Here is a 22365-nt window from a genome sequence, read left to right as displayed (position 1 = left end):
AGGTGAAACTGCGGATCGCCGTCGAATCGGCATTCCGTACGCCGTTGTGACCAGGGCATCATGTCGTCACCCGGCTCACGGAGGAGACGACAAGGTGGATCAGACGGATCTGCGGGCGCCCACCCGGACCGCCGCGGTGCGCCCGGTCACGCCGCAGCAGCGCACCGCGCGGGCGGCCCGCAACGGCGGCGAACCCACGCTGGAGTTCGCCGACCGGGTGCCGTACGACGCGTACGTGCACGCCAGCACCCTGCACACCCTGCAGCAGCCGCTCAGCACGGACCCCGGCGAGATGTCCTTCCTGATGGTCAGCCAGATCATGGAGCTGTACTTCGGGTTGACCTGCCACGAGCTGCGCCAGGCCCAGCAAGACCTGCGCGCCGACCGGGTGTGGGAGGCGCTGGCGCCGCTGCGCCGGGCCGCGCTGCACCTGGAGGGCCTCAACGCCGCCTGGCACGGGCTGCGCTGGATGACCCCGGCCGACTTCAACCGGTTCCGCAACCTGCTCGGCGAGGGCTCCGGCTTCCAGTCCGCCATGTACCGGCACCTGGAGTTCCTGCTCGGCCTGCGCGACCCGGCGCTGATCCGGCCGTTCCGCCGCCAGGAAGACGTCTACGACGAGCTGCGCGCCGCTCTCGACGTGCCGAGCCTCTGGGACGACGTGATCGCCCTGCTCGCCCGGCACGGCCACGACCTCCCGGCCGACCTGCTGGAGCGGGACGTCACCGTCGAGCACCTGCCGCACCCGTCGGTCGAGGCGGCCTGGGTCGAGATCTACGACGACGGCGGGCCGCAGAACCACCTCCGCCTGCTCGGCGAGGCGCTGACCGAGGTGGCCGAGCAGTTCGGCGACTGGCGGTGGAACCACGTCAAGGCCGTGCAGCGCACCATGGGCGCGAAGGTCGGCAGCGGCGGCTCGGCCGGACTGGCCTGGCTGCAACGCAGCATGGCCCGGGTGGTCTTCCCGGAGCTGTGGTCGGCCCGGACGGCGATGTGAGCGGGGAGCGGGACATGACCACCTCGGAGCAGGAGGCGCACCGCCTCGACGCCGCCGACCCCGGGCACCGGCACCTCTTCCACGTGCCGCCCGCGGACGGCGGACGCTACCCGCAGACCGCCTACCTGGCCGGCAACTCCCTCGGGCTGCAACCGCGGGCCACCCGCGCGGAACTCCTCGCCGACCTGGACGCCTGGAGCCGGCTCGGTGTCGAGGGGCACCTGGAGGCGGAGCGGCCGTGGCTGCCGTACCACGAGCTGTTGACGGCACCCGCCGCGCGACTGGTCGGCGCCCGGCCCGCGGAGACCGTGGTGATGAACTCCCTCACCGTCAACCTGCACCTGCTGATGGTGAGCTTCTACCGGCCCGCCGGGGAGCGGACCCGGATCGTCATCGAGGACAGCGCCTTCCCCTCGGACAGCTACGCGGTGCGCAGCCAGGCCCGCTTCCACGGCCTGGACCCGGACGACACCGTGGTCCGGCTGACGCCGCGCGCCGGCGAGGACACCCTGCGCACCGAGGACGTGACCGACTACCTGGCCGCCGAGGGCGACCGGGTGGCGCTGGTGCTGCTCGGTGGGGTCAACTACCTCACCGGCGAGCTGATGGACATCCCGACGATCACCGCCGCCGGCCGGGCGGCCGGCGCGATCGTCGGCTGGGACCTGGCCCACGCCGCCGGCAACGTGCCGCTGGCACTGCACGACTGGGACGTCGACTTCGCCGCCTGGTGCTCCTACAAGTACCTCAACTCCGGGCCCGGCGCGCTGGGCGGGGTCTTCGTCCACGAGCGGCACCTGGGCGACCCCCGGCTGCCCCGCTTCGAGGGCTGGTGGAGCACCGAGGCGACCACCCGGTTCGAGATGACCCCGGTCTCCCGGCCGCCGGCCACCGTGGAGGCCTGGCAGATCTCCAACCCGCCGATCTTCGCGATGGGCCCGGTGCGTACCTCGCTGGAGCTCTTCGACAGCGTCGGCATGCCGGCCCTGCGGGAGCGCAGCGTGCGGCTCACCGGCTACCTGGAACGGCTGCTCGACGAGGTGATCCCCGGCCGGCCGCTGACCGTGGTCACCCCGCGCGATCCCGCCCGGCGGGGCTGCCAGCTCTCGGTGCGCATCGGCGCCGGCAGCGCGGCCGAGCTGACCAAGCGGCTGCGGCACGAGCACGGCGTGGTCGCCGACGCCCGGGAGCCGGACATCGTCCGGTTCGCCCCGGTGCCGCTCTACTCCACGTACCACGACTGCTGGCGGGTCGCCGACGCGCTGGCGGCGACGGTTTCCGAGGTGCATCCATGAGTGCGGAACGCGACGAGATCGCGGTGGTCGGGGCCGGTCTGGCCGGCTGCCTGCTGGCCTGCTACCTGGCCCGACGCGGCTACCCGGTGGCCCTCTACGAGCGGCGGCCGGACCCGAGGACCGGGCGGGTCGAGCGCGGCCGGTCGATCAACCTGGCGCTCTCCGAGCGCGGCCTGGACGCGCTGCGCCGCATCGGCCTGGCCGAGCAGGTGATGGCGGACGCCCTGCCGATGCGCGGCCGGATGATCCACCCGGTCGCCGGTGAGCCGCAGTTCCAGTCGTACAGCGGCTCCGGGGACCGGGCGATCAACTCGATCAGCCGGGGCGCGCTGAACAACGCCCTGCTCAACGCCGCCGCCGCGCTGCCCGGGGTGCGGGTCGCCTTCGACCACCGGCTGGTCGGCCTCGACCCGACCAGCGGCGAGATGACCTTCGAGACCCCGCAGGGCAAGGTCGCCGCCACCGCGTCGGTCGTCCTCGGCGCCGACGGCGCCGGCTCCGCCGTGCGCGGGCAACTGCTCGGGTACGGAATGCTGACCGAGAGCCTGGACTTCCTCGACTACGGCTACAAGGAACTCACCATCCCGCCGCTCGGCGGGGACTTCGCCCTCGACCCGTCGGCGCTGCACATCTGGCCGCGCGGCACCTCCATGATGATCGCGCTGCCCAACCCGGACCGCTCGTTCACCTGCACGCTCTTCTGGCCCACCCACGGCACCGCCAGCTTCGCCTCGCTGGGCAGCCCGGCGGCGATCGAGCGGCACTTCGCCACCCACTACCCGGACCTGATCCCGCTCGCGCCCAACCTGGTCGACGACTACCAGCACAACCCGGTCGGGGTGCTGGGCACGGTCCGCTGCGCGCCCTGGCAGGTCGACGGGAAGGTGGCGCTGCTCGGCGACGCGGCGCACGCCATCGTGCCGTTCTACGGCCAGGGCGCCAACTGCGCCATGGAGGACGTCGTCGAACTGGACCGCTGCCTGGACGAGTGCGACGACGACTGGTCCGCAGCGCTGCCGCTCTACCAGCGGCGCCGGCAGGACAACGCCGAGGCGATCGCCCGGATGGCGCTGGCCAACTTCGTGGAGATGCGGGACAAGGTCGCCTCGCCGGTGTTCCAGACCCGCAAGCGGGTCGAGCACGCCCTGGAACGGGCGCTGCCCGGCCGGTACGTTTCGCAGTACGAACTGGTCTCCTTCTCCACCACCCCGTACGCGCAGGTGCGCCGCCGGGTGCGCCGCCAGTACGCGGTGGTGGGGGCGGTGGCCGCGGGCGGGCTGGCGTTGCTGGTCGGCGTGGTGGGTGCGGCGATCGGCCGGGGGAGGCGCGGATGACGCTCTGGGACGCGCGGCTGATGGCCGGGAGCGCGCCGGACGGGCCGGGGTTGCTGCGCCACTTCGTCGGCGGCGAGTTCGTCGACGCGGGGCCGCGCTTCACCAAGCGCAGCCCGGTGACCGGCGAGCCGGTCTTCGAGGTGGTCGAGGCGTCGAAGTCCACGGTGGACGACGCGGTGGCCGCCGCCCGGGCGGCGCTGCGCGGGCCGTGGGGCCGGATGGGGGAGCGGGAGCGCGCCGAGGTGCTGCGCCGGGTCGCCGACGAGCTGGAACGTCGCTTCGACGACCTGGTCACCGCCGAGGTCGCCGACACCGGCAAGGCCATCTCGCAGGCCCGCACCCTGGACATTCCGCGCGGCGCGGCGAACTTCCGGGCCTTCGCCGAGATCGTGGCGACCGCGCCGACCGAGTCGTTCACCACGGTCACCCCGGCCGGCGGGCGGGCGCTGAACTACGCCGTCCGCAAGCCGGTCGGCGTGGTCGCCGTGATCGTGCCGTGGAACCTGCCGCTGCTGCTGCTCACCTGGAAGGTGGCCCCGGCTCTGGCCTGCGGCAACGCCGTGGTGGTCAAGCCCAGCGAGGAGACGCCCGCCTCCGCGACGCTGCTGGCCGAGGTGATGGCCGCCGCCGGCGTGCCGGACGGGGTGTTCAACCTGGTGCACGGCTTCGGCCCGGACTCGGCCGGTGAGTTCCTCACCCGGCACCCGGGGGTGGACGCGATCACCTTCACCGGCGAGTCGGCCACCGGGGGCGCCATCATGCGGGCCGCCGCGGACGGGGTGAAGGCCGTCTCGTTCGAGCTGGGCGGCAAGAACGCCGGGCTGGTCTTCGCCGACGCCGACCTGGACGCGGCGGTGGCCGGCTCGGTGCGCTCCAGCTTCACCAACGGCGGGCAGGTCTGCCTCTGCACCGAGCGGATCTACGTGCAGCGCCCGGTCTTCGAGGAATTCACCGCCCGACTGGCCAAGCGGGCCGGGGAACTGGCGTACGGGTGGCCGGCCGACGAGGCCACCGCGAACATGCCGCTGATCTCGCACGGCCACCGGGACAAGGTGCTGGGCCACTACGCGCTGGCCCGGACCGAGGGCGCCGAGGTGCTCACCGGGGGTGGCGTGCCGCGCTTCGGCGACGGCCGCGACGGTGGGGCGTACGTGCAGCCGACCGTGCTGACCGGGCTCGGCCCGCGGGCGCGGACCAACACCGAGGAGATCTTCGGCCCGGTCGTGCACGTGGCCCCGTTCGACGACGAGGACGAGGCGTACGCGCTGGCCAACGGCACCGAGTACGGCCTGGCGGCGACGGTCTGGACCCGGGACGTCGGCCGGGCGCACCGGGCCGGCGCCCGGCTGGACGCCGGCATCGTCTGGGTGAACACCTGGTTCCTGCGCGACCTGCGCACCCCGTTCGGCGGCGTGAAGGCCTCCGGCATCGGCCGGGAGGGTGGCGTGCACTCGCTGGACTTCTACTCGGAACTGACCAACGTCTGCGTGGACCTGTCGTGAGCGGGCGAGGAGCCGGCGTGAGAGCTGACATCGAAGCGGCGAACCGGGAGCTGGCCGAGGCCCGTACCAGCGGGAAGCCCTGCCCACCGCTGCGCGGGCGGCTGCTGCCCGAGGGCGACGTCGAGTCGGCGTACCGGGTGCAGCAGTTGCAGGCGCGGGCGTGGCAGGGCCGGGGCGAGCGCCGAGTGGGCGCGAAGATCGGGCTGACCTCCCGGGCGGTGCAGGAGAGCTTCGGCGTATTCCAGCCGGACTTCGGGGTGCTGACCGACGCGATGGCGGTCGGCGACGGCGTCGAGGTGCCGATCGAGCGCCTGCTCCAGCCCCGGGTGGAGGCGGAGATCGCCTTCGTGCTCGGCGCGGACCTGACCGACGAGCGGGTCACCACCGTGGACCTGCTCCGGGCGGTCGACCACGTGCTCCCGGCCATCGAGATCGTCGACTCGCGGATCGCCGGTTGGGACATCTCCATCGTGGACACCGTCGCCGACAACGCCTCCAGCGGGATGTTCGTGCTCGGCACCACGCCGCGCCGGCTCGCCGACGTGGACCTGCGGTTGTGCGGGATGGTGCTGGAGCACGCCGGCGAGCCGGCCTCGGTCGGCGCCGGGGCGGCCTGCCTCGGCAATCCGTTGCACGCGCTGGAGTGGCTGGTCCGGACGATGGCCCGGGCCGGGGACCCGCTGCGCGCGGGCGACGTGGTGCTCTCCGGGGCGCTCGGCCCGATGGTGCCGGTCACCCCGGGCGCCGCGTACGAGGCCCGGATCTCCGGGCTCGGTTCGGTGCGGACCTGTTTTGCGAAGGAGGCCCGGGCATGACCACGGGTGTGGCGGTGATCGGGTCCGGCAACATCGGCACCGATCTGATGATCAAGGTGTTGCGGCTCAGCGACAGCCTCCGGATGGTGGCGATGGCCGGCATCGACCCGGAGTCCGACGGCCTGGCCCGGGCCCGGCGGCTCGGCGTGGCCACCACCGCCGGCGGCGTGGACGGGCTCGTCGCCATGCCCGAGTTCGCCGACGTGGAAGTGGTCTTCGACGCCACCTCCGCCGGCGCGCACCGGCACAACGACGCCGTGCTGCGGGCGCACGGCCGCACGGTGGTCGACCTGACCCCGGCGGCCATCGGCCCGTACGTGGTGCCCCCGGTCAACCTGGACGAGCACCTGCACGAGAGCAACGTCAACATGGTCACCTGCGGCGGGCAGGCCACCGTGCCGATCGTCGCCGCCGTCGGCCGGGTCACCCCGGTCGCGTACGCGGAGATCGTCGCTTCGATCGCCTCGAAGTCGGCCGGTCCGGGCACCCGGGCCAACATCGACGAGTTCACCGAGACCACCGCCCGGGCGATCGAGGTGGTCGGCGGCGCGGAGCGCGGCAAGGCCATCATCGTGCTCAACCCGGCCGACCCGCCGCTGCTGATGCGCGACACCGTCTACTGCCTCTGCCCGGACCCCGACGCCGACCGGGCCGCCATCGCCGCCTCGGTGGCCGACATGGTGGCCACCGTGCAGGAGTACGTCCCCGGCTACCGGCTCAAGCAGGACGTGCAGTTCGACCGGGTCGACACCTACGTGCCGTCGCTCGGGCGGCACCTGACCGGCTGGCAGGTCTCGGTCTTCCTGGAGGTCTCCGGGGCCGGGCACTACCTGCCGGCGTACGCCGGGAACCTGGACATCATGACCTCCGCCGCGCTGCGCACCGCCGAGCGACTGGTGGCCCTGGGAGCGAAGGGAGTGCCGGCGTGACCGACCTGTACATCCAGGACGTGACGCTCCGCGACGGCATGCACGCCATCGCCCACCGCTACACCGTCGACCAGGTGCGCACCATCGCCGCCGCGCTGGACGCCGCCGGGGTGGCCGCGATCGAGGTGGCGCACGGCGACGGGCTGGCCGGGTCCAGCGTCAACTACGGCCACGGCGCGGCGAGCGACGCCGACTGGATCTCCGCCGCCGCCGAGGTGCTGACCACCGCGAAGCTGACCACCCTGCTGCTGCCCGGGATCGGCACCATCGCCGACCTGAAGGCGGCGAAGGCGCTCGGGGTGACCAGCGTGCGGATCGCCACCCACTGCACCGAGGCGGACATCTCCGCCCAGCACATCTCCTGGGCCCGGGAGAACGGCATGGACGTCTCCGGGTTCCTGATGATGTCGCACATGAACGACCCGGCCGGGCTGGCCGCCCAGGCCAAGCTGATGGAGTCGTACGGGGCGCACTGCGTCTACGTCACCGACTCCGGCGGCCGGCTGCTGATGTCCGACGTGGCGCAGCGGGTCGACGCGTACCGGCAGGTGCTCCGGCCGGAGACGCAGATCGGCATCCACGCCCACCACAACCTGTCGCTCGGGGTGGCCAACAGCGTGCTCGCCGTCGAGCACGGCCGGATCGCCGGCGACGGGCCGGCCGGCCCGGACGCCCCGCACGGCCGTACCGTCCGGGTGGACGCGTCGCTGGCCGGGATGGGCGCCGGGGCCGGCAACGCCCCGCTGGAGGTCTTCGTCGCGGTCGCCGAGCTGCACGGCTGGAAGCACGGCTGCGACGTGTTCGCGCTGATGGACGCGGCCGACGACATCGTCCGGCCGCTGCAGGACCGCCCGGTCCAGGTCGACCGGGAGACGCTCTCCCTCGGGTACGCCGGGGTCTACTCCAGCTTCCTGCGGCACGCGGAGCGCGCCTCGGCGAAGTACGGCGTGGACGTCCGCTCGATCCTGGTCGAGCTGGGCCGGCGGCGGATGGTCGGCGGCCAGGAGGACATGATCGTGGACGTGGCGCTGGACCTGGCCGGCCGCGAGGAGCAGGGGGAGGCCGCATGATCGGGGTGGATGTCGCGGGGATCGCCGAGCGGCTGGGCGTGGCGGCGGACTCGGCCACCGCGATCCCGCAGTTGGCCGCCGAGACCGGCCTGGACGTCGACGCCGCGTACGCGGTGCAGACCGCGCTGCTGCAGCGCCGGCTCGACCGGGGCGAGCGGCTGGTCGGGCTCAAGATGGGGCTGACCAGCAAGGCGAAGATGGCCCAGGTCGGCGTGGACGAGGTGATCTGGGGCCGGCTCACCGACGTGATGCGGGTCCCCGACGGCGGCACTGTCGACGTGGCCGACTTCATCCACCCACGAGTCGAGCCGGAGGTCGCGTTCCTGCTGGACCGCCTCCCCGATCCGGGCGAGCCGGTCGGCGCCTTCGCCGACGCGGTCCGCGCGGTCGCCCCGGCGATCGAGCTGATCGACTCCCGCTACGCGAATTTCACCTTCTCCCTGCCGGACGTGGTCGCCGACAACACCTCGGCGGCGGCGTTCGTGGTCGGGCCGTGGTCGCCGGTGCCCGACGGGCTGGACAACCTGGGCGTGCTGCTCGAGATCGACGGGCGGGTGGCGCAGGTCGGCTCGACGGCGGCGATCCTCGGCGACCCGCGCCGGGCGCTGGACGAGGGCATCCGGCTGGCCGGCCGGCACGGGGTGCGGATGCGCTCCGGGTGGGTCTTCCTCGCCGGCGCCGCCACCGCGGCTGTGCCGCTGCGCCCCGGTGCCCACGTGCGTGCCGTCGTGGAGAAGCTCGGGGCCGCCTCGCTGCGGGCCGCGTCGTGACCGCCCGGGTGGTCGCCGGCAAGGCGGTGCCGCGGGGGGCGTTTCCGCACGTCAAGGTGGCGGGCGGGTTCGTCTTCGTCTCGGGTACGTCGGCGCGGCGGCCGGACAACACCTTCGCGGGTGTGTCGGTGGACGAGTTCGGCACCACGGACCTCGACATCCGGGTGCAGACCCGGGCGGTCATCGAGAACATCCGTGATCTGCTGCGGTCGGTCGGTGCGGACCTCTCCGACCTCGTCCAGGTGACCTCGTACCTGGTCAACATGAACGACTTCGGTGGTTACAACGAGGTGTGGGCGGAGTTCTTCGACGCGTCCGGGCCGACCCGGACGACGGTTGCCGTGCACCAGTTGCCGCACCCGCACCTGCTGATCGAGATTCAGGCCGTCGCCCTGCTTCCCCAAGGAGGTCAGTCGTGAGTGAGATCGCCGAGCCGTTCAGCTTCCCGGGCTGGATCGCGGAGAACCAGCACCTGCTGAAGCCGCCGGTGGGCAACAAGGAGATGTTCCCGGGTGGGGACGACTTCATCGTGATGGTAGTGGGCGGGCCCAACCAGCGCACCGACTTCCACGTCGACCCCTACGAGGAGTTCTTCTACCAGGTCAAGGGCAACATGCACATCAACCTGATGACGCCCGAGGGGCCGCGTACGGTGCACGTGCGCGAGGGTCAGATGTGGATGCTGCCGCGCAACACCCCGCACTCGCCGCAGCGCCCCGAGCCCGGCTCGATCGGCGTGGTGGTGGAGCGGGTCCGCGAGGAGGGCACGCTGGAGAAGTTCCAGTGGTACTGCCCGGAGTGCGGGCACAAGGTGCACGAGGTGGAGCTGCAGGTGCGCGACATCGCCGCCGACCTGCCCCCGGTCTTCCAGGCGTTCTACGCCGACGAGTCCGCGCGCACCTGCGACAAGTGCGGCACGCTGCACCCGGGCAAGGGCTGATGCGCCCACCGGTCGTCGACGTGCACACGCACGTCGTACCCAGGGGGTGGCCGGACCTCGCCGCGGCGTGCGGCGGGTCCGGCTGGCCCTGGTTGCGGGTGGACTCCGAGCGCGCCGCCATGATCATGGTGGGCGAGACCGAGTTCCGTCCGGTCGGCGCGGAGTGCTGGGACGCGCCGACCCGGCTGGCCGACATGGCCGCCGACGGCGTCGACGTGCAGGTGGTCTCCCCGACGCCGGTCTTCTTCTCCTACGACCGCCCCGCCGACCAGGCGGTGAAGGTCGCCCGGATCTTCAACGACCTCACCCTGGAGGTCACGGCCGCCGGTGGGGACCGGCTGGTGCCGTTCTGCCAGGTGCCGTTGCAGGACCCGGACGCGGCCTGCGCCGAGCTGGACCGCTGTCTGGCGGCCGGGCACGTGGGCGTGGAGATCGGCAACCACGTCGGCGACCGCGACCTCGACGACGCCGGCATCGTGCAGTTCCTGACCCACTGCGCGGCGGTGGGCGCGCCGGTCTTCGTGCACCCGTGGGACATGGCGGGCGGGCCCCGGCTGGACCGGTGGATGGCCCGCTGGCTCACCGGCATGCCGGCCGAGACGCACCTGTCGGTGCTGGCGCTCATCCTCGGCGGGGTCTTCGACCGGGTGCCGGAGACGCTGCGGATCTGCTTCGCGCACGGCGGCGGCAGCTTCCCGTTCTGGCTGGGCCGCGCCGACAACGCCTGGCACCGCCGTGGCGACCTGGTACGCGGCGCCTCGACCGCGCCGCCCAGCTCCTACACCGACCGGTTCAGCGTCGACTCGGTGGTCTTCGCCCCGGCCGCGCTGCGGCTGCTGGTGGACACCATGGGCGCCGACCGGGTGCTGGTGGGCAGCGACTACCCGTACCCGCTGGGGGAGCGGCCGGTCGGGCGGGTGGTCCACGAGGCGGACTTCCTCACCGGCGAGCAACGCGCCAAGCTGCTCGGCGGCAACGCGCTGCGCTTCCTCGGCCGGCCGGGTATATAAACATCGCATGGCGTTATATAGTCTTCTCGTGAAGACTGTTATCGACCTCGATGATGACCTGCTCGAACGCGCGCGGCGTGAGCTGGGCACCAAGAGTAAGAAGGACACGATCCACGCGGCGCTGCGGCTGGTGGCGGAACGCAGTGAGCGGCTGGAGGCCGTACGCGAACTGCTGTCCGTCGACCGTGACTGGACCGGGATCCTGAACGACGACAAGACACCACGCGGCCAGCAGGATGCCGCGTGACTCCGAGCGGCCTTTATCTGATCGACACGTCGGCCTGGGCCCGGATGCGTCTGCCGGTGGTCCAGAAGCGACTCGCGGCGATCCTCGAGGAGGGCCTCGCGGCAACATGCCTTCCGCTGGATCTCGAGGACGGCCGCAGCGCGCGGGACTTCCGGGACGCCATGACCATCCGTGCCCGGCGCGCTCAACTCATGGTGGACCTGCCGGTCACCGCTGCGGTCTGCACGCGAGCCCGGGACCTGCAGTTGGCGCTGACCGCCCGAGGTCACCACCGCGCCGCGAGCCCGGTTGACGTGACCGTCGCCGCCACGGCCGCCGAATACTCCGCGACCGTTCTGCACTATGACCGTGACTTCGACCTCCTGAGCGAGGTCGGTGGCCCACGGTCCGAGTGGGTCGCTCCGGCGGGCACCCTCTCCTGACGCCACGTCGGCGCGGATCTGCGTCCCGGCCGTGTCGACGGGCCAACCGGCCGCCGAGCGGGCAGGATGGCGGCATGGCCGAGCCGCACGACCTGACCGCGCTGGAGCAGGCCGCCGCCGTGGCGCGGGGCGAGCTGTCCAGCGTGGAACTGGTCGAGCACCACCTGCACCGGGTGGACGCGCTCGGCGACACCGTCGGCGCGTTCGTCACCGTCACGCCCGAGCGCGCCCTCGCCGCCGCCCGGGCCGCCGACGCGGTACCGGTCGCGGGGCGCGGGCCGCTGCACGGCGTACCGACCGCGATCAAGGACCTGACCCTCACCGCCGGGGTGCGCACCACCTTCGGCTCGGCGGCGTTCGCCGACTTCGTCCCGCCGGTGGACGCCGACGTGGTCCGGCTGATGGCCGCCGCCGGGCTGGTCAGCCTCGGCAAGACCACCACCTCCGAGCTGGGCTGCTCGCTCTACTCCGAGGGGCTGGTCGCGCCGCCGGCCCGCAACCCGTGGGACCTGGCGTACACCGCCGGCGGCTCCAGCGGCGGCGCGGCGGCCGCGGTGGCCACCGGCCTGGTCCCGGTCGCCCAGGGCTCCGACGGCGGCGGGTCGCTGCGCATCCCGGCCGCCCTCTGCGGCCTGGTCGGCTACAAGCCGAGCCGGGGCCTGGTCTCCAGCGGCCCGCTCGGCTTCGGCGCGTTCGGCCTGCCCACCAACGGCCCGCTCGGGCGTACGGTCGCCGACGTCGCCGCGCTGCTCGACGCGATGGCGGTGCCGGTGCCCGGCGAGCCGTACCTGCCGCCGCCGCGACCCGACGGCGGCTACCTCGGCGTCGCCCGCCGGGCCGCCCCGGGCCGCCTGCGGATCGGCCGCTTCGACGCCCCGATGCTCGCCGAAGAGCCGGTCCACCCCGACTGCGTCGCCGCGGTGGACCGGGCCGCCGCGCTGCTCACCGCGGCCGGCCACGAGGTGGTCGAGGTCGACCGGCCGCTCGGCCCCGCGGTGTGGCCGCTCTTCGAGACCCTCTGGTACGTGCTGGCGCTGGCCCCGGTGCCGCCGGAGCGGGAGTCCGAACTGCTGCCGCTGACCCGGTTCCTCCGCGCCCGGGGCGCGGTCGTCGGCGCCGGCGCGCTGATGGCCACCCTCGGCGAGATCCAGGCCCAGGTACGCCTCGGCGCCCGTCGCACCGCCCACTGCGACCTGCTGCTCTGCCCCACCCTGGCCGCACCCCAGGCGCCGATCGGCTGGTTCACCGCCGACGCCGACCCGGCCGCCGATTTCGACCGGCAGCGCCGGTTCTCGCCGTACTGCGCGGTGTTCAACGTGACGGGAGATCCGTCCGTCTCGCTACCACTCGGGCGCACCGCGACCGACCTGCCCGTCGGGGTGCTGCTGACCGGTCGCTACGGCGACGACGCCCGACTGATCGCCACCGCAGCGCAACTGGAACACTGCAGTGACGGATGGGATCGGCACCCCGCAATCTGGCGGGGCGTCGACTCCGCTAACGTGAATGGCAGCGGAGTCGGGAGGTCGGCGCCATGATCGTCACCCGACCCGGATGCTCTGGTCGCTATCTTCCGCCTGGGGGCGTTGGGATTGTCTGTCACTGAGACGTTGCTGATCTTCGTCGGCATCCCGGCGGCGGTGATGCTGGTGATCGTCGGTCTGGTGTTCGCCAGCAACCGCCGAGGTGGCGGCGGGTCCAAGCGCTACCGGCCGGGCCGCCGCTTCGACTTCACCCCCGTCTGGTTCCTGGGCCGCCCGGAGCAGCTGGCCGACTCGGCCGGCACCGCCCTGTCCGCAGGCGCGCAGGCGCCAGCGCTGACCAGCCACAAGCTCGAGCAGGCCGGCATCGAGGCGCCGGCCGGTGGAACCGGAGGCGCAAGTGACCGTTGGTGAGATGCAGACCGGGACGGGTAACCCGCCCGACGTGCTGGACGGGCCGTTCTCGACCCGCCAGCTGCTGCGCATCGACGAGGCGCTCCGCCTGGCCGACCAGGGCACCGGCCTGGTCTTCTCGGTCTACGTGGGCGGCCTCGACGAGCCGGTCCGGGAGCACGCCGAGCGCCTGCACCGCCAGCTCGCCGACCCCGACCGGTCCGTCCTGATCGCGGTGTCGCCCAACCAGCGCCAGCTGGAGGTGGTCACCGGCCGGCACGCGCGCAAGCGCATCCCCGACACGTACGCCCGGCTCGCCGCGCTGTCGATGGTGGCGGCGTTCGGCGGCGGCGACCTGGCCGGTGGCATCATCAACGGCCTCGACCAGCTCGCCAGCCACGCCGGCAGGGCCTGAGTCCCCGCACGTACGACGAAGCCCGGCCCGCGTGACGCGGGCCGGGCTTCGTGCTTCCGATGACGGTCCGGGGCCGGCGCGGGCTCTCGCCCACGCCGGCCCCGGACCGGGTACTCCTGTCAGGCGCTCTGGGCGTCCTTGGCGCGGGCCCTGAGCGAGCGGACCACCCCGTCGCGGCCCTCGGCGACCAGCCGGCGCAGCGGCGCCGGGTGCCCGTCCTGCGCCAGCCAGGCGTCGGTGGCCGCCACCGTCTCCTCCTCGACCAGGTACGCCGGGTAGGCGAGCTGGACGAACTCCTGCGCCGGCTCGCTGTCCCGCTGCGCCCAGACCTGCGCCACGCTGGCGAAGTACTTCTCCCGGTACGGCGCGGTGAGCTCCACCTGCGCCGGGTGGGTGAAGCCCTGCAGCAGCGCCCGGTTGCGCCAGTTCGGCAGCGACTGCGGGCCGGTCAGCTCGGCCCAGACCGCCGCCTTGTTCTCGGCGGTCGGCACCAGCGCGTGCGCGTACGCGGCCTCCCGCTCGCCGCTGGCCGTCCGGTCGGCGGCCAGCTCGGCCTCGACCTCGGCGGCGCCGGCCGCCCCGTTGGCCACCAGCGACTGGAGGACCGTCCAGCGCAGCTCGGTGTCGATGGTCAGCCCAGCCGGCACGCCGTTGCCGTCCAGCCAGCCGCGCAGGGTCGCCAGGTCCTCGGCGGAGCGGGCCGCCGAGGCGTACGCGCGGGCCCAGGCGAGCTGGAAGCCGCTGCCCGGCTCGGCGGCGGACAGCGCCGTCTTCGCGGTACGGGCCAGCTCCGCCCAGCCGGTCGGCGCCCAGGCCGGGTCGGCGTAGACGGTGATCGTGGTGCTCGCCTGGCGCTGGGTGGCGGTGACCAGGTTGATGTCGGTCTCGGCGGGGAGCCCGGCCAGCACCAGCGCCACGTAGTCGCGGGCGGCGAGCTCCGCGTCGCGGGTCATGTCCCAGGCGGCCGTCCAGCACAGGGCCCGGGCCAGCGAGGACTCCAGCCCGGCGATGTGCTGCACCACGGTGGCCATCGACCGCTCGTCCAGCCGCAGCTTGGTGTACGTCAGGTCGTCGTCGTTGAGCAGCAGCACGTCGGCGGCCCGCTTGCCGTGCAGCGCGGAGAGCTCGGTCTGCTCGCCGGTCACGTCGACCTCGATCCGCTCCCGGCGGACCAGCCGGCCGTCGGTGCGGTCGTAGAGGCCCACGCCGATGCGGTGGGTACGCAGCGTCGGGTACCCCGCCGGTGCCTCCTGGCGGACCAGCACCCGCTGGTACGTCCCGTCGTCGCCGATGGTCACCTCGGGGCGCAGCGTGTTGACCTGGGCGGTCTCCAGCCACTGCGCGGCGAACTTGCGCAGCTCCCGGCCGGAGGCGGTCTCCAGCTCGGAGAGCAGGTCGTCGAAGGTGGCGTTGCCCCAGGCGTGCTTGCCGAAGTACGCCCGCAGGCCGGCCAGGAACGGCTCCTCGCCGACGTACGCGACGAGCTGCTTGAGCACGCTGGCGCCCTTGGCGTAGGTGATGCCGTCGAAGTTGACCTCGACCGCCTCCAGGTCCGGCATCTCGCAGTACACCGGGTGGGTGGAGGAGAGCTGGTCCTGCCGGTATCCCCAGTTCTTCCGGATCGACAGGAAGGTCGTCCAGGCCTCGGAGAACCGGGTGGCGTGGGTGTTGCACCAGTGGCTGGCCCACTCGGCGAACGACTCGTTCAGCCACAGGTCGTTCCACCAGCGCATGGTGACCAGGTCACCGAACCACATGTGCGCCAGCTCGTGCAGGATCGTGTTGGCCCGCTGCTCGTACTCGAAGTCGGTGACCTGGGAGCGGAACAGGTAGTGCGACTCGGCGTGCGTGACGCAGCCGAAGTTCTCCATCGCGCCGGCGTTGAAGTCCGGCACCCAGAGCTGGTCGTACTTGGGCAGCGGGTAGCGCACCCCGAACTGCTCGTGGAAGAAGTCGAAGCCCTGCTTGGTGATCAGGAACAGGTCGTCGGAGTCCAGGTGCGGCGCCATCGAGGCTCGGCAGAAGACCCCCAGGTCGATGCCGTCGTGGCTGTCCCGCACCTCGTGGTACGGCCCGGCGCAGAGCGCGGTGATGTAGGTGCTCATCCGGGCCGACTCCACGAAGTGGACGGTCTTGAGCGCCTCGCCGGCCGGCTCCTCGCGCTCCACCGGCATGTTGGACACCACCCGCCAGTGGTCGGGGACGGTGGCGTGCCAGGTGTAGACGCTCTTCAGGTCGGGCTGGTCGAAGCAGGCGAAGACCCGCTGCGCGTCGGCCGTCTCGAACTGGCTGTAGAGGTAGGTCTCGCCGTCGACCGGGTCCACCGTGCGGTGCAGGCCCTGCCCGCTGTTGGAGTACGCGAAGTCGGCGTCCACGACGAGCGTGTTCTCCGCGGCCAGCCCGGACAGCGCCAGGCCCTTCTCGGCCGACCAGCCGGAGAGGTCGACCGGCGCGCCGTTGAGCGTCGCCGACCGCACCGACTCGGCGGCGGTCTCGATGAAGGTGCCGGCACCCGGCTCGGCGCAGCGGAACCGGACCTGGGTCACCGACCGGAACGTACGGCCCTCGGCCTGCACGGCGGTCGACAGGTCCAGGCTGATGTCGTACCCGGTCACCTCCAGCAGGCGGGCCCGCTCGGTGGCCTCCACCTGGGTCAGGTTGCGCACTCCCGGCACTGTTCGTCTCCATCCCACTCTCGCCGCCTCGCGGCTGCGCCAGCCCAGTCGGCCGCTCGTGACGGCCGGCCCGAGCCGAGTCTTCCATGCACCGACGCCCCGCGGTGGTCGAGGTCACGCTCTCATTCCGCTACCAGTCGCTGCCCTGCGGGGTGAGGATCGAGGCAGCGGCGCCGGGGCTGTCCGGCGCGTCACCCGTCGCGAAGGGACCTCACCGTGACCGATCGTGTCACCGTCGACATGTGGTTCGACCCCCTGTGCCCCTGGGCGTGGATCACCTCCCGCTGGCTGCTGGAGGTCGAGAAGGTCCGGGACGTGGACATCCGCTTCCACGTGATGAGCCTCTCGGTGCTCAACGAGGGTCGGGACCTGCCCGAGGATTACCAGGAGCTGATGAACAGGGGCTGGGGCTCGGTACGCGTCTGCGTGGCCGTCGAGCAGCAGCACGGACAGGAGGCGGTGGCGAAGCTCTACAACGCCATGGGCACCCGGATCCACCTGGGTAAGGAGCAGCTCGGCCCGGAGCTGTTCAAGGCCGCGCTCACCGACGTCGGCCTGGACCCGGCGCTGGCCGGCGTCGCCGACACCACCGAGTACGACGAGGCGCTGCGCACCAGCCACGAGGCCGGGATGCGCCCCGTCGGCACCGACGTCGGCACCCCGGTCGTCCACGCCCCGGGCCCGGACGGCCGCCAGGTGGCCTTCTTCGGCCCGGTGATCACGCCGGCTCCGAAGGGCGAGGCCGCCGGACGGCTCTGGGACGGCGTCCTGCTGGTCGCCGGCACCCCGGGCTTCTACGAGCTCAAGCGCTCCCGCGAGCTCGGCCCGATCTTCGACTGAACCGCGGCCGTCGCCCCGGGCCCGCTCGTCCGGTCCGAGGCGACGACCCGGCCGGGGGCGAGGACGGTGTGGCGCTCCTGTCGAGCTGATGACGTGAACGATTCACCGCGTCGCTGGTCGGTGATTCGTTCACGACATCAGCTCCACAGCGTCCGCGTACCGGGTTCGCCCCTCGAGGGACCCGCTGACCGCGCCGGGCCGCGTCCGACTCCGACGCCCGTCGCCGTGCCGGCCCGGGGCCGCCGCCGACGCCGCGTCACCCTCCCGGGCACGGTGTCGTTTTTCCGGTTGTCCAGCGCAGCGGCCGCAGCGGCCGCACCCGGCCGACCCGGAGGCTTTCCCGATGGCCAAGCACCGCCGTCCGTCCGCTGACGACCTGTCGACCGGGCAGGAGGTGGCCGACCCCACCACGTACTGGTCGGTCGACGACTGCCACTGGCCGACGGTCAGCCCGGAACTCCCCGTCGAGATGGTCGACCTGCTCGCCCCGCCGATCGTGGTCGGCGTCGCCCGGGTCCCGGTCACCTGCCGGGCCACCCCGCCCGGCGCCCGGCCGGGCTGCCCGGGTGGCTCCGCGCCCGCGGGCCGCGGCGCGCCCGTCCCCAACCAGACCGGACGGCACCGCCGCGTCAAGGAGCCGGCCGAGCGGGGATGACCGGTTCATCTGGTGGACCCGGCGCGGGGTCCGCGTCGTCCGGGCGGCCGACGCCGGTAGCGTCAACTCCCATGACGGTCGTGCATCCGATCGCCCGGGCCTGGATCACCACTGGCGGCACCGGCGCGCAGAACTACGACGAGTTCGCCGACGACGCGGAAATCACCGCGATCATCGAGGCGAACCCGCACAGTGCCCTCGGCATCGAGATGCCCCACCGGGCGCCGGAGAGCCTCGGCAAGTCCTTCCTCGACGCGCTCGGCGACGCGGTGGCCCGCCTCGCCGAGGCCAAGGCCGACGGCAGCTACACCCCGGCCGAGCAGGTCGTGGTGCTCTACCGGATCAGCGCGCCGGGCGAGGAGTCGGCGTACGGGCTCTTCGCCATGGTGGACACCGACCAGATCTCCACCAGCGCCGACGAGCCCGGCCTGGTCATCCGCAACGAGGACGTCTTCATCGCCAAGGTGCGCGAGCGGGTGGCCCTCGCCGAGGCGCTGGGGCACCTGCTCTCACCCGTACTCCTGCTCCAGACCGGGCGGGGCGACGAGCTGCACGCCGCGCTCGCGGCGGCGACCGAGTCCGCCGGCGCGCCCGCCGCGACCGACACCGACCAGGCCGGCCGGACGCACGCCATCTGGCTGCTCGGCCCCGGCCCGCAGCAGGACGAGCTGACCGCGCTGGCCGGCGGCGGCGAGCTGGTGGTCGCCGACGGCAACCACCGCAGCCTGGCCGCGCAGACCGGCGGCCTGCCCCGCTTCCTGTCGGTGGTCACCACCCCGGCGTCGGTCGCCATCCAGCCCTACAACCGGCTGGTCAGCGAGCTGACCACCACCGGAGACGAGCTGCTCGACCGGCTGCGCGCCGCCGGCGCGACGATCACCCCGATCGACGGCCCGGTCGAGGTCCCGCCGGCCGGCGGCACCGTCCACCTCCGGCTGTCCGGCCAGGGGTACGCGGTCACGCTGCCGCACGACGAGGGGGCCGCCCGGCTGGAGAACCTGGACCACGCGCTGGTCGAGCGGCTGCTGCTGCGCGATGCGCTCGGCCTCGACCCGGGCGACAAGCGGATCACCTACGTCGGCGGCGACTACCCGGCGAGCTGGCTGACCGGCGAGGTCGACGCCGGCCGGGCCGAGCTGGCGATCCTCATCGCCCCGGTGACCGTGGACGACTTCGTCGCGGTGAACCTGGCCCGGGAGAAGATGCCCCGCAAGAGCACCTGGTTCACCCCGAAGGCCCGCGGCGGCCTGGTCGTCGCCGAGCTGCCCCGGTGACGCTGTGACGAATCCGCCCCGGTTCGCCGCCCGCGCGACGTGCCGGGGCGGGGCCTGACAGACTGCGCGGTATGCGCGTCTACCTGGGATCCGACCACGCCGGTTTCGAGTTGAAGGTGCACCTGGCCAACCACCTGGCCAAGCAGGGCTACGAGCTGGTGGACGTCGGGCCGCACGCCTTCGACCCGGACGACGACTACCCGGCCTTCTGCCTGCACACCGGCGACCGGGTGGTCAACGACCCGGGCAGCCTCGGGGTGGTCATCGGCGGCTCCGGCAACGGCGAGCAGATCGCCGCCAACAAGATCGCCGGCGTCCGGGCGGCGCTGGCCTGGAACGTCGAGACCGCCCAGCTCGGCCGGGAGCACAACGACGCCAACGTGGTGGCCGTCGGCGCCCGCCAGCACACCCTGGACGAGGCGACCGCCATCGTCGAGGCGTTCCTCACCACGCCCTTCTCGGGCAACCCGCGGCACTCCCGCCGGATCGCCCAGATGGCCGAGTACGAGCGCACCCGCCAGCTCCCCGAGCTGCCCTGACCGTCGATTGACCCCGGCCCCACCGGGCCGGTCTGCGTTCGAGGCCGGCCCGTGCGGGCCGGCCTCGGCCGTCACCGGCCGGAGCGGGGCAGGTCCTCGCGGGGCACCCAGTTGCGGCGCACGATCACCAGCCGGGCCTCCGCCTCGGCCAGGTCCTCGTCAGTCGGCCGGGCGGCGTCCCGGGCCCGCAGCGCCGCGCCGACCCCCACCTGCGAGGAACCGGAACCGACCAGCCCCCGCAGGCCCCGCTCGCTCTCCTCGGCCCCGCCGCCGCGCCGCGCCCGGGGCGCGGGCGTGCCGTCGTGCACCTCGCCCGTGGCCGCCGTCGGGCCGTCGCCGTCCCCGGCCACCCCGTCCGGCTGGTGCCGCAGCCGGCGTCGCCGTCGCTCCGCATCCGCCATCAGCCGACCGTACCGCCCGCACCGGCCCCGGTGGCCCCGCCGGCGCTCAGAAGACCTCCATCGCCCCCGGGGCGCGGTGCCAGCCGAAGGCCGGGCCGACGGCGGCGAGCGCGCCCGGACGCAGCTCGCGGAGCCGGCCCGTGGCGGACAGCGCGGCCGGTGCCACGCCGCCGAGGTACAGCTCGCCGAGGGCGCGTACGTCGCAGGCCAGCTCCGCCGGGTCGTCGGTGCGGACGCACACCGCGCCGGTGGGGCCGCCGGTGAGCCGCCAGCGCCCGGTGTTCTCCGGCAGCAGCTCGTCGGTGACGTCGACCACCACGTCGACGGCGGTCGGGTACCGGCGGGCGGCCAGCGCGGCCGGGACGTCCACCACCCGCACCCAGAGCGCGTCGACCAACTGGGCGCCGAGCCGGCGGGGCTCGTCCACCAGGCGCAGCAGCGGCTCGTCCACGGCGACCCGGCCGCAGGAGAGCTGCCGGGTCAGGTCGATCGAGAAGAGCGTCCGCCACAAGGCCAGATACGCCTCGGGGTCGGTGGCGACCACCTCGTCCACCCGTACCTGGCCGCGCGGCCCGCGCTGGTCCCACTCCTCCCGGGTCCGCCAGAGCGCGTACCCGTCCACGCCGTCCGGCCCCTCGTGCAGCAACGCCCGGCGCGGGGTCGCTCCGCCCCGCCAGGCGGTCGGGTCGGCCAACACGTACCGCCACCAGCGCTCGTCCCGGTCCGACCAGCCGGGGCGGTCCGGGCGCACCCGGTCGTACACCCGGGCCAGCTCGGGTTGCGACGCGACCGGGTCGGCCAGGCGGAGAGTGCCCGCCGCGGACGCCGGCTCCGGCAGCCGCAGCTCGGCGGTGGCCGGGCACTCGACGGCGAGGCGCTGCGCGGCCAGGCCGTGGCCGAACCGGGGGTAGATCCGTCCCTCGCTGGCCCACAGCACCGCGACCGGCTCCCGGCCGGTGTCGTAGATCTCCCGAAGCTGGCGACCCATCAGCGTGCTGAGCAGCCCCCGGCGGCGGTGGGTGACGGCCACCGCGACCATGGTGACGTGCGCCGCCGCCACCGTCGCCCCGGGGACGGTGAGCGTCCGGGTGAAGGCGGAGGCGTGCGCCACCGGTCGACCCCCGTCGCGGACCAGCAGCGACCGGTCCGGCTCGAAGATGCCCCGCTCGGCCTCCCGGGCGTCGGTGTCGAACGCGTTGTGGAACGCGTCACCCATCAGGTCGGCGATCTCGTCGAAGTCGGACGCGGCCGGGACCTGCACGTCGGCGACGGGGTGGGTCATCGCCCCTGTCTAGCCCATCGTCGGCGGGGCGGCGACCGATTTGCCGGCTGGCTACCCTCGAAGACGGCGGGCCGGCCGGAGGCCGGCACCGGTCAGGGGAGGACACGAGATGGCAGACCAGACACAACCGTGGGCGGAGCGGACAGTCGAGGTGCCGCCGCAGCCCGGTGTCGGGGTGCCGCCGCAGCGGGACGCGTTCCGCCCCGGCGTCGCCTCCGTCGGGCGGCCGCGCACCCCACGCACCGAGCAGTTCCCCACCGTGGGTGCCGACGAGCACACCTGGAACGAGCCGGCGCCGCGCCGGCCGATGAGCTGGCACCTGGCGCAGCTGCGCCAGGGCCGCGAGTGGAGCATGGCGGGGGCGCTCTTCGCCTTCGTCTGCTGGGGGATCTGGGCCATCTCCGGGCGGGGCGACCTGGGCGCGCCGCTGCTCACCTTCGTGCTGAGCCTGCTGGTGGCGGTCGGCCTGTTCGCGCTCTCCCGCCTGATCGGGCGGGTGATCTGGGAGCGTCAGCTGGGCCGGATCCGGCGCGGCGCACGCGGCGCGCACCTGGTGACCGCGATCTTCCTGGTCGGCGTCGGGGTCGCCTACCTTCAGCAGACCGAGTGGGTCGTGTCGGTCTGGAACTTCGTCACCGGCAACTGACGTACGTCGCGGGCGGATCGGCCGGGGCCGACCCGCCCGCGCGTCCGGTCGCGGGAGGCCGCGACAACGGGTCGTTCTCCACCAGGCCGGCGGTGCTTACCCCGCCGGCCGCGGTTCATCCGCGCCCCGGCCGCGCCGTCACGCCGTGCCGTGCCCTTCCGCGTCCGCCTTGGGCGAGGCGACCCGGGCCGCCGGGTCCTCGACGCCGGGCTGCCCGCCGTCCGGCGCGACCATGCCGTCGTAGTTGTAGACCGTGCCGTCCTCGCCGTGCTGCTTCGTGGTGCGCACGTAGCGGTGGATCATGCCGTCCAGCTCGATCTCCAGCAGGGCGCTCTCCGCCTGCTGGGTGCTGCCGTCACGGGGGCCACCGACCAGGTACGCGTTCGTCTTCGTCTCCATGCCGACTGCCCTACCCAGGGCGAACCGGGGGAAA

Annotated in this window: 25 protein-coding genes; 21 read left to right on the top strand and 4 right to left on the bottom strand. The window is 73.5% G+C overall.

Annotated features, from left to right (window positions below; all coding sequences use genetic code 11):
* Positions 1 to 94 precede the first annotated feature (94 nt).
* From ACTMS9_RS25210 to ACTMS9_RS25135, 16 genes are all read left to right on the top strand, one after another.
* Positions 95 to 997 (top strand): tryptophan 2,3-dioxygenase, encoded by a 903-nt coding sequence (locus ACTMS9_RS25210; RefSeq protein WP_441166173.1) that lies wholly within the window; start codon positions 95 to 97, stop codon positions 995 to 997.
* 14 nt (positions 998 to 1011) lie between these two features.
* The gene (gene kynU / locus ACTMS9_RS25205; protein WP_441142707.1) at positions 1012 to 2292 is read left to right on the top strand and encodes a kynureninase; all 1281 of its coding nucleotides are present in this window, start codon (positions 1012 to 1014) and stop codon (positions 2290 to 2292) included.
* On the top strand, positions 2289 to 3626 hold the full coding sequence (locus ACTMS9_RS25200) for an FAD-dependent oxidoreductase (protein WP_441142705.1): 1338 nt from the start codon (positions 2289 to 2291) through the stop codon (positions 3624 to 3626). The genes kynU and ACTMS9_RS25200 overlap by 4 nt, the downstream gene beginning before the upstream one ends.
* Before the next feature lie 20 nt (positions 3627 to 3646).
* Entirely contained in the window at positions 3647 to 5128 is a 1482-nt protein-coding gene (locus ACTMS9_RS25195) for a 2-hydroxymuconic semialdehyde dehydrogenase (RefSeq protein ID WP_238449272.1), read from the top strand.
* Positions 5129 to 5145: 17 nt separating this feature from the next.
* A complete protein-coding gene (locus ACTMS9_RS25190) occupies positions 5146 to 5943 on the top strand; it encodes a 2-keto-4-pentenoate hydratase (protein WP_441166172.1) in 798 nt (265 codons plus the stop codon).
* The gene (locus ACTMS9_RS25185) at positions 5940 to 6872 is read left to right on the top strand and encodes an acetaldehyde dehydrogenase (acetylating) (protein ID WP_441142701.1); all 933 of its coding nucleotides are present in this window, start codon (positions 5940 to 5942) and stop codon (positions 6870 to 6872) included. The genes ACTMS9_RS25190 and ACTMS9_RS25185 overlap by 4 nt, the downstream gene beginning before the upstream one ends.
* Positions 6869 to 7942, top strand: coding sequence for a 4-hydroxy-2-oxovalerate aldolase (gene dmpG, locus ACTMS9_RS25180; RefSeq protein ID WP_179801417.1), 1074 nt, complete (start codon positions 6869 to 6871; stop codon positions 7940 to 7942). The genes ACTMS9_RS25185 and dmpG overlap by 4 nt, the downstream gene beginning before the upstream one ends.
* A complete protein-coding gene (locus tag ACTMS9_RS25175; RefSeq protein ID WP_441166171.1) occupies positions 7939 to 8712 on the top strand; it encodes a 2-keto-4-pentenoate hydratase in 774 nt (257 codons plus the stop codon). The genes dmpG and ACTMS9_RS25175 overlap by 4 nt, the downstream gene beginning before the upstream one ends.
* Positions 8709 to 9131, top strand: coding sequence for a RidA family protein (locus ACTMS9_RS25170; protein WP_441142697.1), 423 nt, complete (start codon positions 8709 to 8711; stop codon positions 9129 to 9131). The genes ACTMS9_RS25175 and ACTMS9_RS25170 overlap by 4 nt, the downstream gene beginning before the upstream one ends.
* A complete protein-coding gene (locus tag ACTMS9_RS25165; RefSeq protein WP_334571583.1) occupies positions 9128 to 9652 on the top strand; it encodes a 3-hydroxyanthranilate 3,4-dioxygenase in 525 nt (174 codons plus the stop codon). Before ACTMS9_RS25170 ends, ACTMS9_RS25165 begins: the two co-directional genes overlap by 4 nt.
* Entirely contained in the window at positions 9652 to 10662 is a 1011-nt protein-coding gene (locus ACTMS9_RS25160; RefSeq protein ID WP_441142694.1) for an amidohydrolase family protein, read from the top strand. The genes ACTMS9_RS25165 and ACTMS9_RS25160 overlap by 1 nt, the downstream gene beginning before the upstream one ends.
* A 28-nt stretch (positions 10663 to 10690) precedes the next feature.
* Positions 10691 to 10909: a type II toxin-antitoxin system VapB family antitoxin gene (locus tag ACTMS9_RS25155; RefSeq protein ID WP_334571585.1), complete on the top strand. Its 219-nt coding sequence runs from the start codon at positions 10691 to 10693 to the stop codon at positions 10907 to 10909.
* Complete coding sequence (locus tag ACTMS9_RS25150; protein WP_441142691.1) at positions 10906 to 11331, top strand: PIN domain-containing protein; 426 nt, start codon at positions 10906 to 10908, stop codon at positions 11329 to 11331. The genes ACTMS9_RS25155 and ACTMS9_RS25150 overlap by 4 nt, the downstream gene beginning before the upstream one ends.
* 74 nt (positions 11332 to 11405) lie before the next feature.
* Positions 11406 to 12869 (top strand): amidase, encoded by a 1464-nt coding sequence (locus ACTMS9_RS25145; RefSeq protein ID WP_441142689.1) that lies wholly within the window; start codon positions 11406 to 11408, stop codon positions 12867 to 12869.
* 54 nt (positions 12870 to 12923) lie between these two features.
* On the top strand, positions 12924 to 13226 hold the full coding sequence (gene ctaJ / locus ACTMS9_RS25140) for an aa3-type cytochrome oxidase subunit CtaJ (RefSeq protein ID WP_435819943.1): 303 nt from the start codon (positions 12924 to 12926) through the stop codon (positions 13224 to 13226).
* Positions 13213 to 13620, top strand: coding sequence for a DUF5130 family protein (locus tag ACTMS9_RS25135; protein WP_357607150.1), 408 nt, complete (start codon positions 13213 to 13215; stop codon positions 13618 to 13620). Before ctaJ ends, ACTMS9_RS25135 begins: the two co-directional genes overlap by 14 nt.
* A gap of 119 nt (positions 13621 to 13739) precedes the next feature.
* Here the strand turns inward: ACTMS9_RS25135 and pepN are convergent, their stop codons facing one another.
* Entirely contained in the window at positions 13740 to 16286 is a 2547-nt protein-coding gene (gene pepN / locus ACTMS9_RS25130) for an aminopeptidase N (protein WP_441142687.1), read from the bottom strand.
* A gap of 249 nt (positions 16287 to 16535) precedes the next feature.
* Between pepN and ACTMS9_RS25125 the strand changes: the two genes are divergently transcribed.
* The 4 genes from ACTMS9_RS25125 to ACTMS9_RS25110 all read left to right on the top strand — a co-directional run bounded on the left by ACTMS9_RS25125 (position 16536) and on the right by ACTMS9_RS25110 (position 19603).
* Positions 16536 to 17135 (top strand): mycothiol-dependent nitroreductase Rv2466c family protein, encoded by a 600-nt coding sequence (locus ACTMS9_RS25125; RefSeq protein ID WP_441166221.1) that lies wholly within the window; start codon positions 16536 to 16538, stop codon positions 17133 to 17135.
* A 343-nt stretch (positions 17136 to 17478) separates the two neighbouring features.
* A complete protein-coding gene (locus tag ACTMS9_RS25120) occupies positions 17479 to 17790 on the top strand; it encodes a hypothetical protein (protein WP_441142685.1) in 312 nt (103 codons plus the stop codon).
* A 71-nt stretch (positions 17791 to 17861) separates the two neighbouring features.
* Complete coding sequence (locus tag ACTMS9_RS25115; RefSeq protein ID WP_154942420.1) at positions 17862 to 19064, top strand: DUF1015 family protein; 1203 nt, start codon at positions 17862 to 17864, stop codon at positions 19062 to 19064.
* 71 nt (positions 19065 to 19135) lie between these two features.
* On the top strand, positions 19136 to 19603 hold the full coding sequence (locus tag ACTMS9_RS25110) for a ribose-5-phosphate isomerase (protein WP_154942421.1): 468 nt from the start codon (positions 19136 to 19138) through the stop codon (positions 19601 to 19603).
* A gap of 71 nt (positions 19604 to 19674) precedes the next feature.
* Here ACTMS9_RS25110 and ACTMS9_RS25105 read toward each other — a convergent pair whose 3' ends face one another.
* Positions 19675 to 20004 (bottom strand): hypothetical protein, encoded by a 330-nt coding sequence (locus tag ACTMS9_RS25105; RefSeq protein ID WP_441142682.1) that lies wholly within the window; start codon positions 20002 to 20004, stop codon positions 19675 to 19677.
* Between the two features lie 46 nt (positions 20005 to 20050).
* The gene (locus ACTMS9_RS25100; protein ID WP_441166170.1) at positions 20051 to 21286 is read right to left on the bottom strand and encodes a GNAT family N-acetyltransferase; all 1236 of its coding nucleotides are present in this window, start codon (positions 21284 to 21286) and stop codon (positions 20051 to 20053) included.
* A gap of 109 nt (positions 21287 to 21395) precedes the next feature.
* On the opposite strand from ACTMS9_RS25100, the gene ACTMS9_RS25095 reads away from it, so the two are divergent.
* On the top strand, positions 21396 to 21932 hold the full coding sequence (locus tag ACTMS9_RS25095) for a hypothetical protein (protein WP_238451741.1): 537 nt from the start codon (positions 21396 to 21398) through the stop codon (positions 21930 to 21932).
* A gap of 138 nt (positions 21933 to 22070) precedes the next feature.
* Here the strand turns inward: ACTMS9_RS25095 and ACTMS9_RS25090 are convergent, their stop codons facing one another.
* On the bottom strand, positions 22071 to 22331 hold the full coding sequence (locus ACTMS9_RS25090; protein WP_441166169.1) for a hypothetical protein: 261 nt from the start codon (positions 22329 to 22331) through the stop codon (positions 22071 to 22073).
* Between the last annotated feature and the right edge of the window lie 34 nt (positions 22332 to 22365).

Source organism: Micromonospora sp. L31, from assembly GCF_052068075.1.
Taxonomy (GTDB): Bacteria; Actinomycetota; Actinomycetes; order Mycobacteriales; family Micromonosporaceae; genus Micromonospora; species Micromonospora purpureochromogenes.
This window is presented reverse-complemented; position numbering and strand designations above follow the sequence as displayed.

Coding starts and splice junctions, on each gene's coding strand:
- kynU (WP_441142707.1), top strand. CDS start 1,012: ATGACCACCTCGGAGCAGGAGGCGCACCGCCTCGACGCCGCCGACCCC.
- ACTMS9_RS25090 (WP_441166169.1), bottom strand. CDS start 22,331: ATGGAGACGAAGACGAACGCGTACCTGGTCGGTGGCCCCCGTGACGGC.
- ACTMS9_RS25145 (WP_441142689.1), top strand. CDS start 11,406: ATGGCCGAGCCGCACGACCTGACCGCGCTGGAGCAGGCCGCCGCCGTG.
- ACTMS9_RS25120 (WP_441142685.1), top strand. CDS start 17,479: ATGGCCAAGCACCGCCGTCCGTCCGCTGACGACCTGTCGACCGGGCAG.
- ACTMS9_RS25175 (WP_441166171.1), top strand. CDS start 7,939: ATGATCGGGGTGGATGTCGCGGGGATCGCCGAGCGGCTGGGCGTGGCG.
- ACTMS9_RS25125 (WP_441166221.1), top strand. CDS start 16,536: ATGTGGTTCGACCCCCTGTGCCCCTGGGCGTGGATCACCTCCCGCTGG.
- ACTMS9_RS25195 (WP_238449272.1), top strand. CDS start 3,647: ATGGCCGGGAGCGCGCCGGACGGGCCGGGGTTGCTGCGCCACTTCGTC.
- ACTMS9_RS25110 (WP_154942421.1), top strand. CDS start 19,136: ATGCGCGTCTACCTGGGATCCGACCACGCCGGTTTCGAGTTGAAGGTG.
- ACTMS9_RS25095 (WP_238451741.1), top strand. CDS start 21,396: ATGGCAGACCAGACACAACCGTGGGCGGAGCGGACAGTCGAGGTGCCG.
- ACTMS9_RS25115 (WP_154942420.1), top strand. CDS start 17,862: ATGACGGTCGTGCATCCGATCGCCCGGGCCTGGATCACCACTGGCGGC.
- ACTMS9_RS25160 (WP_441142694.1), top strand. CDS start 9,652: ATGCGCCCACCGGTCGTCGACGTGCACACGCACGTCGTACCCAGGGGG.
- ACTMS9_RS25100 (WP_441166170.1), bottom strand. CDS start 21,286: ATGACCCACCCCGTCGCCGACGTGCAGGTCCCGGCCGCGTCCGACTTC.
- ACTMS9_RS25185 (WP_441142701.1), top strand. CDS start 5,940: ATGACCACGGGTGTGGCGGTGATCGGGTCCGGCAACATCGGCACCGAT.
- ACTMS9_RS25200 (WP_441142705.1), top strand. CDS start 2,289: ATGAGTGCGGAACGCGACGAGATCGCGGTGGTCGGGGCCGGTCTGGCC.
- ACTMS9_RS25105 (WP_441142682.1), bottom strand. CDS start 20,004: ATGGCGGATGCGGAGCGACGGCGACGCCGGCTGCGGCACCAGCCGGAC.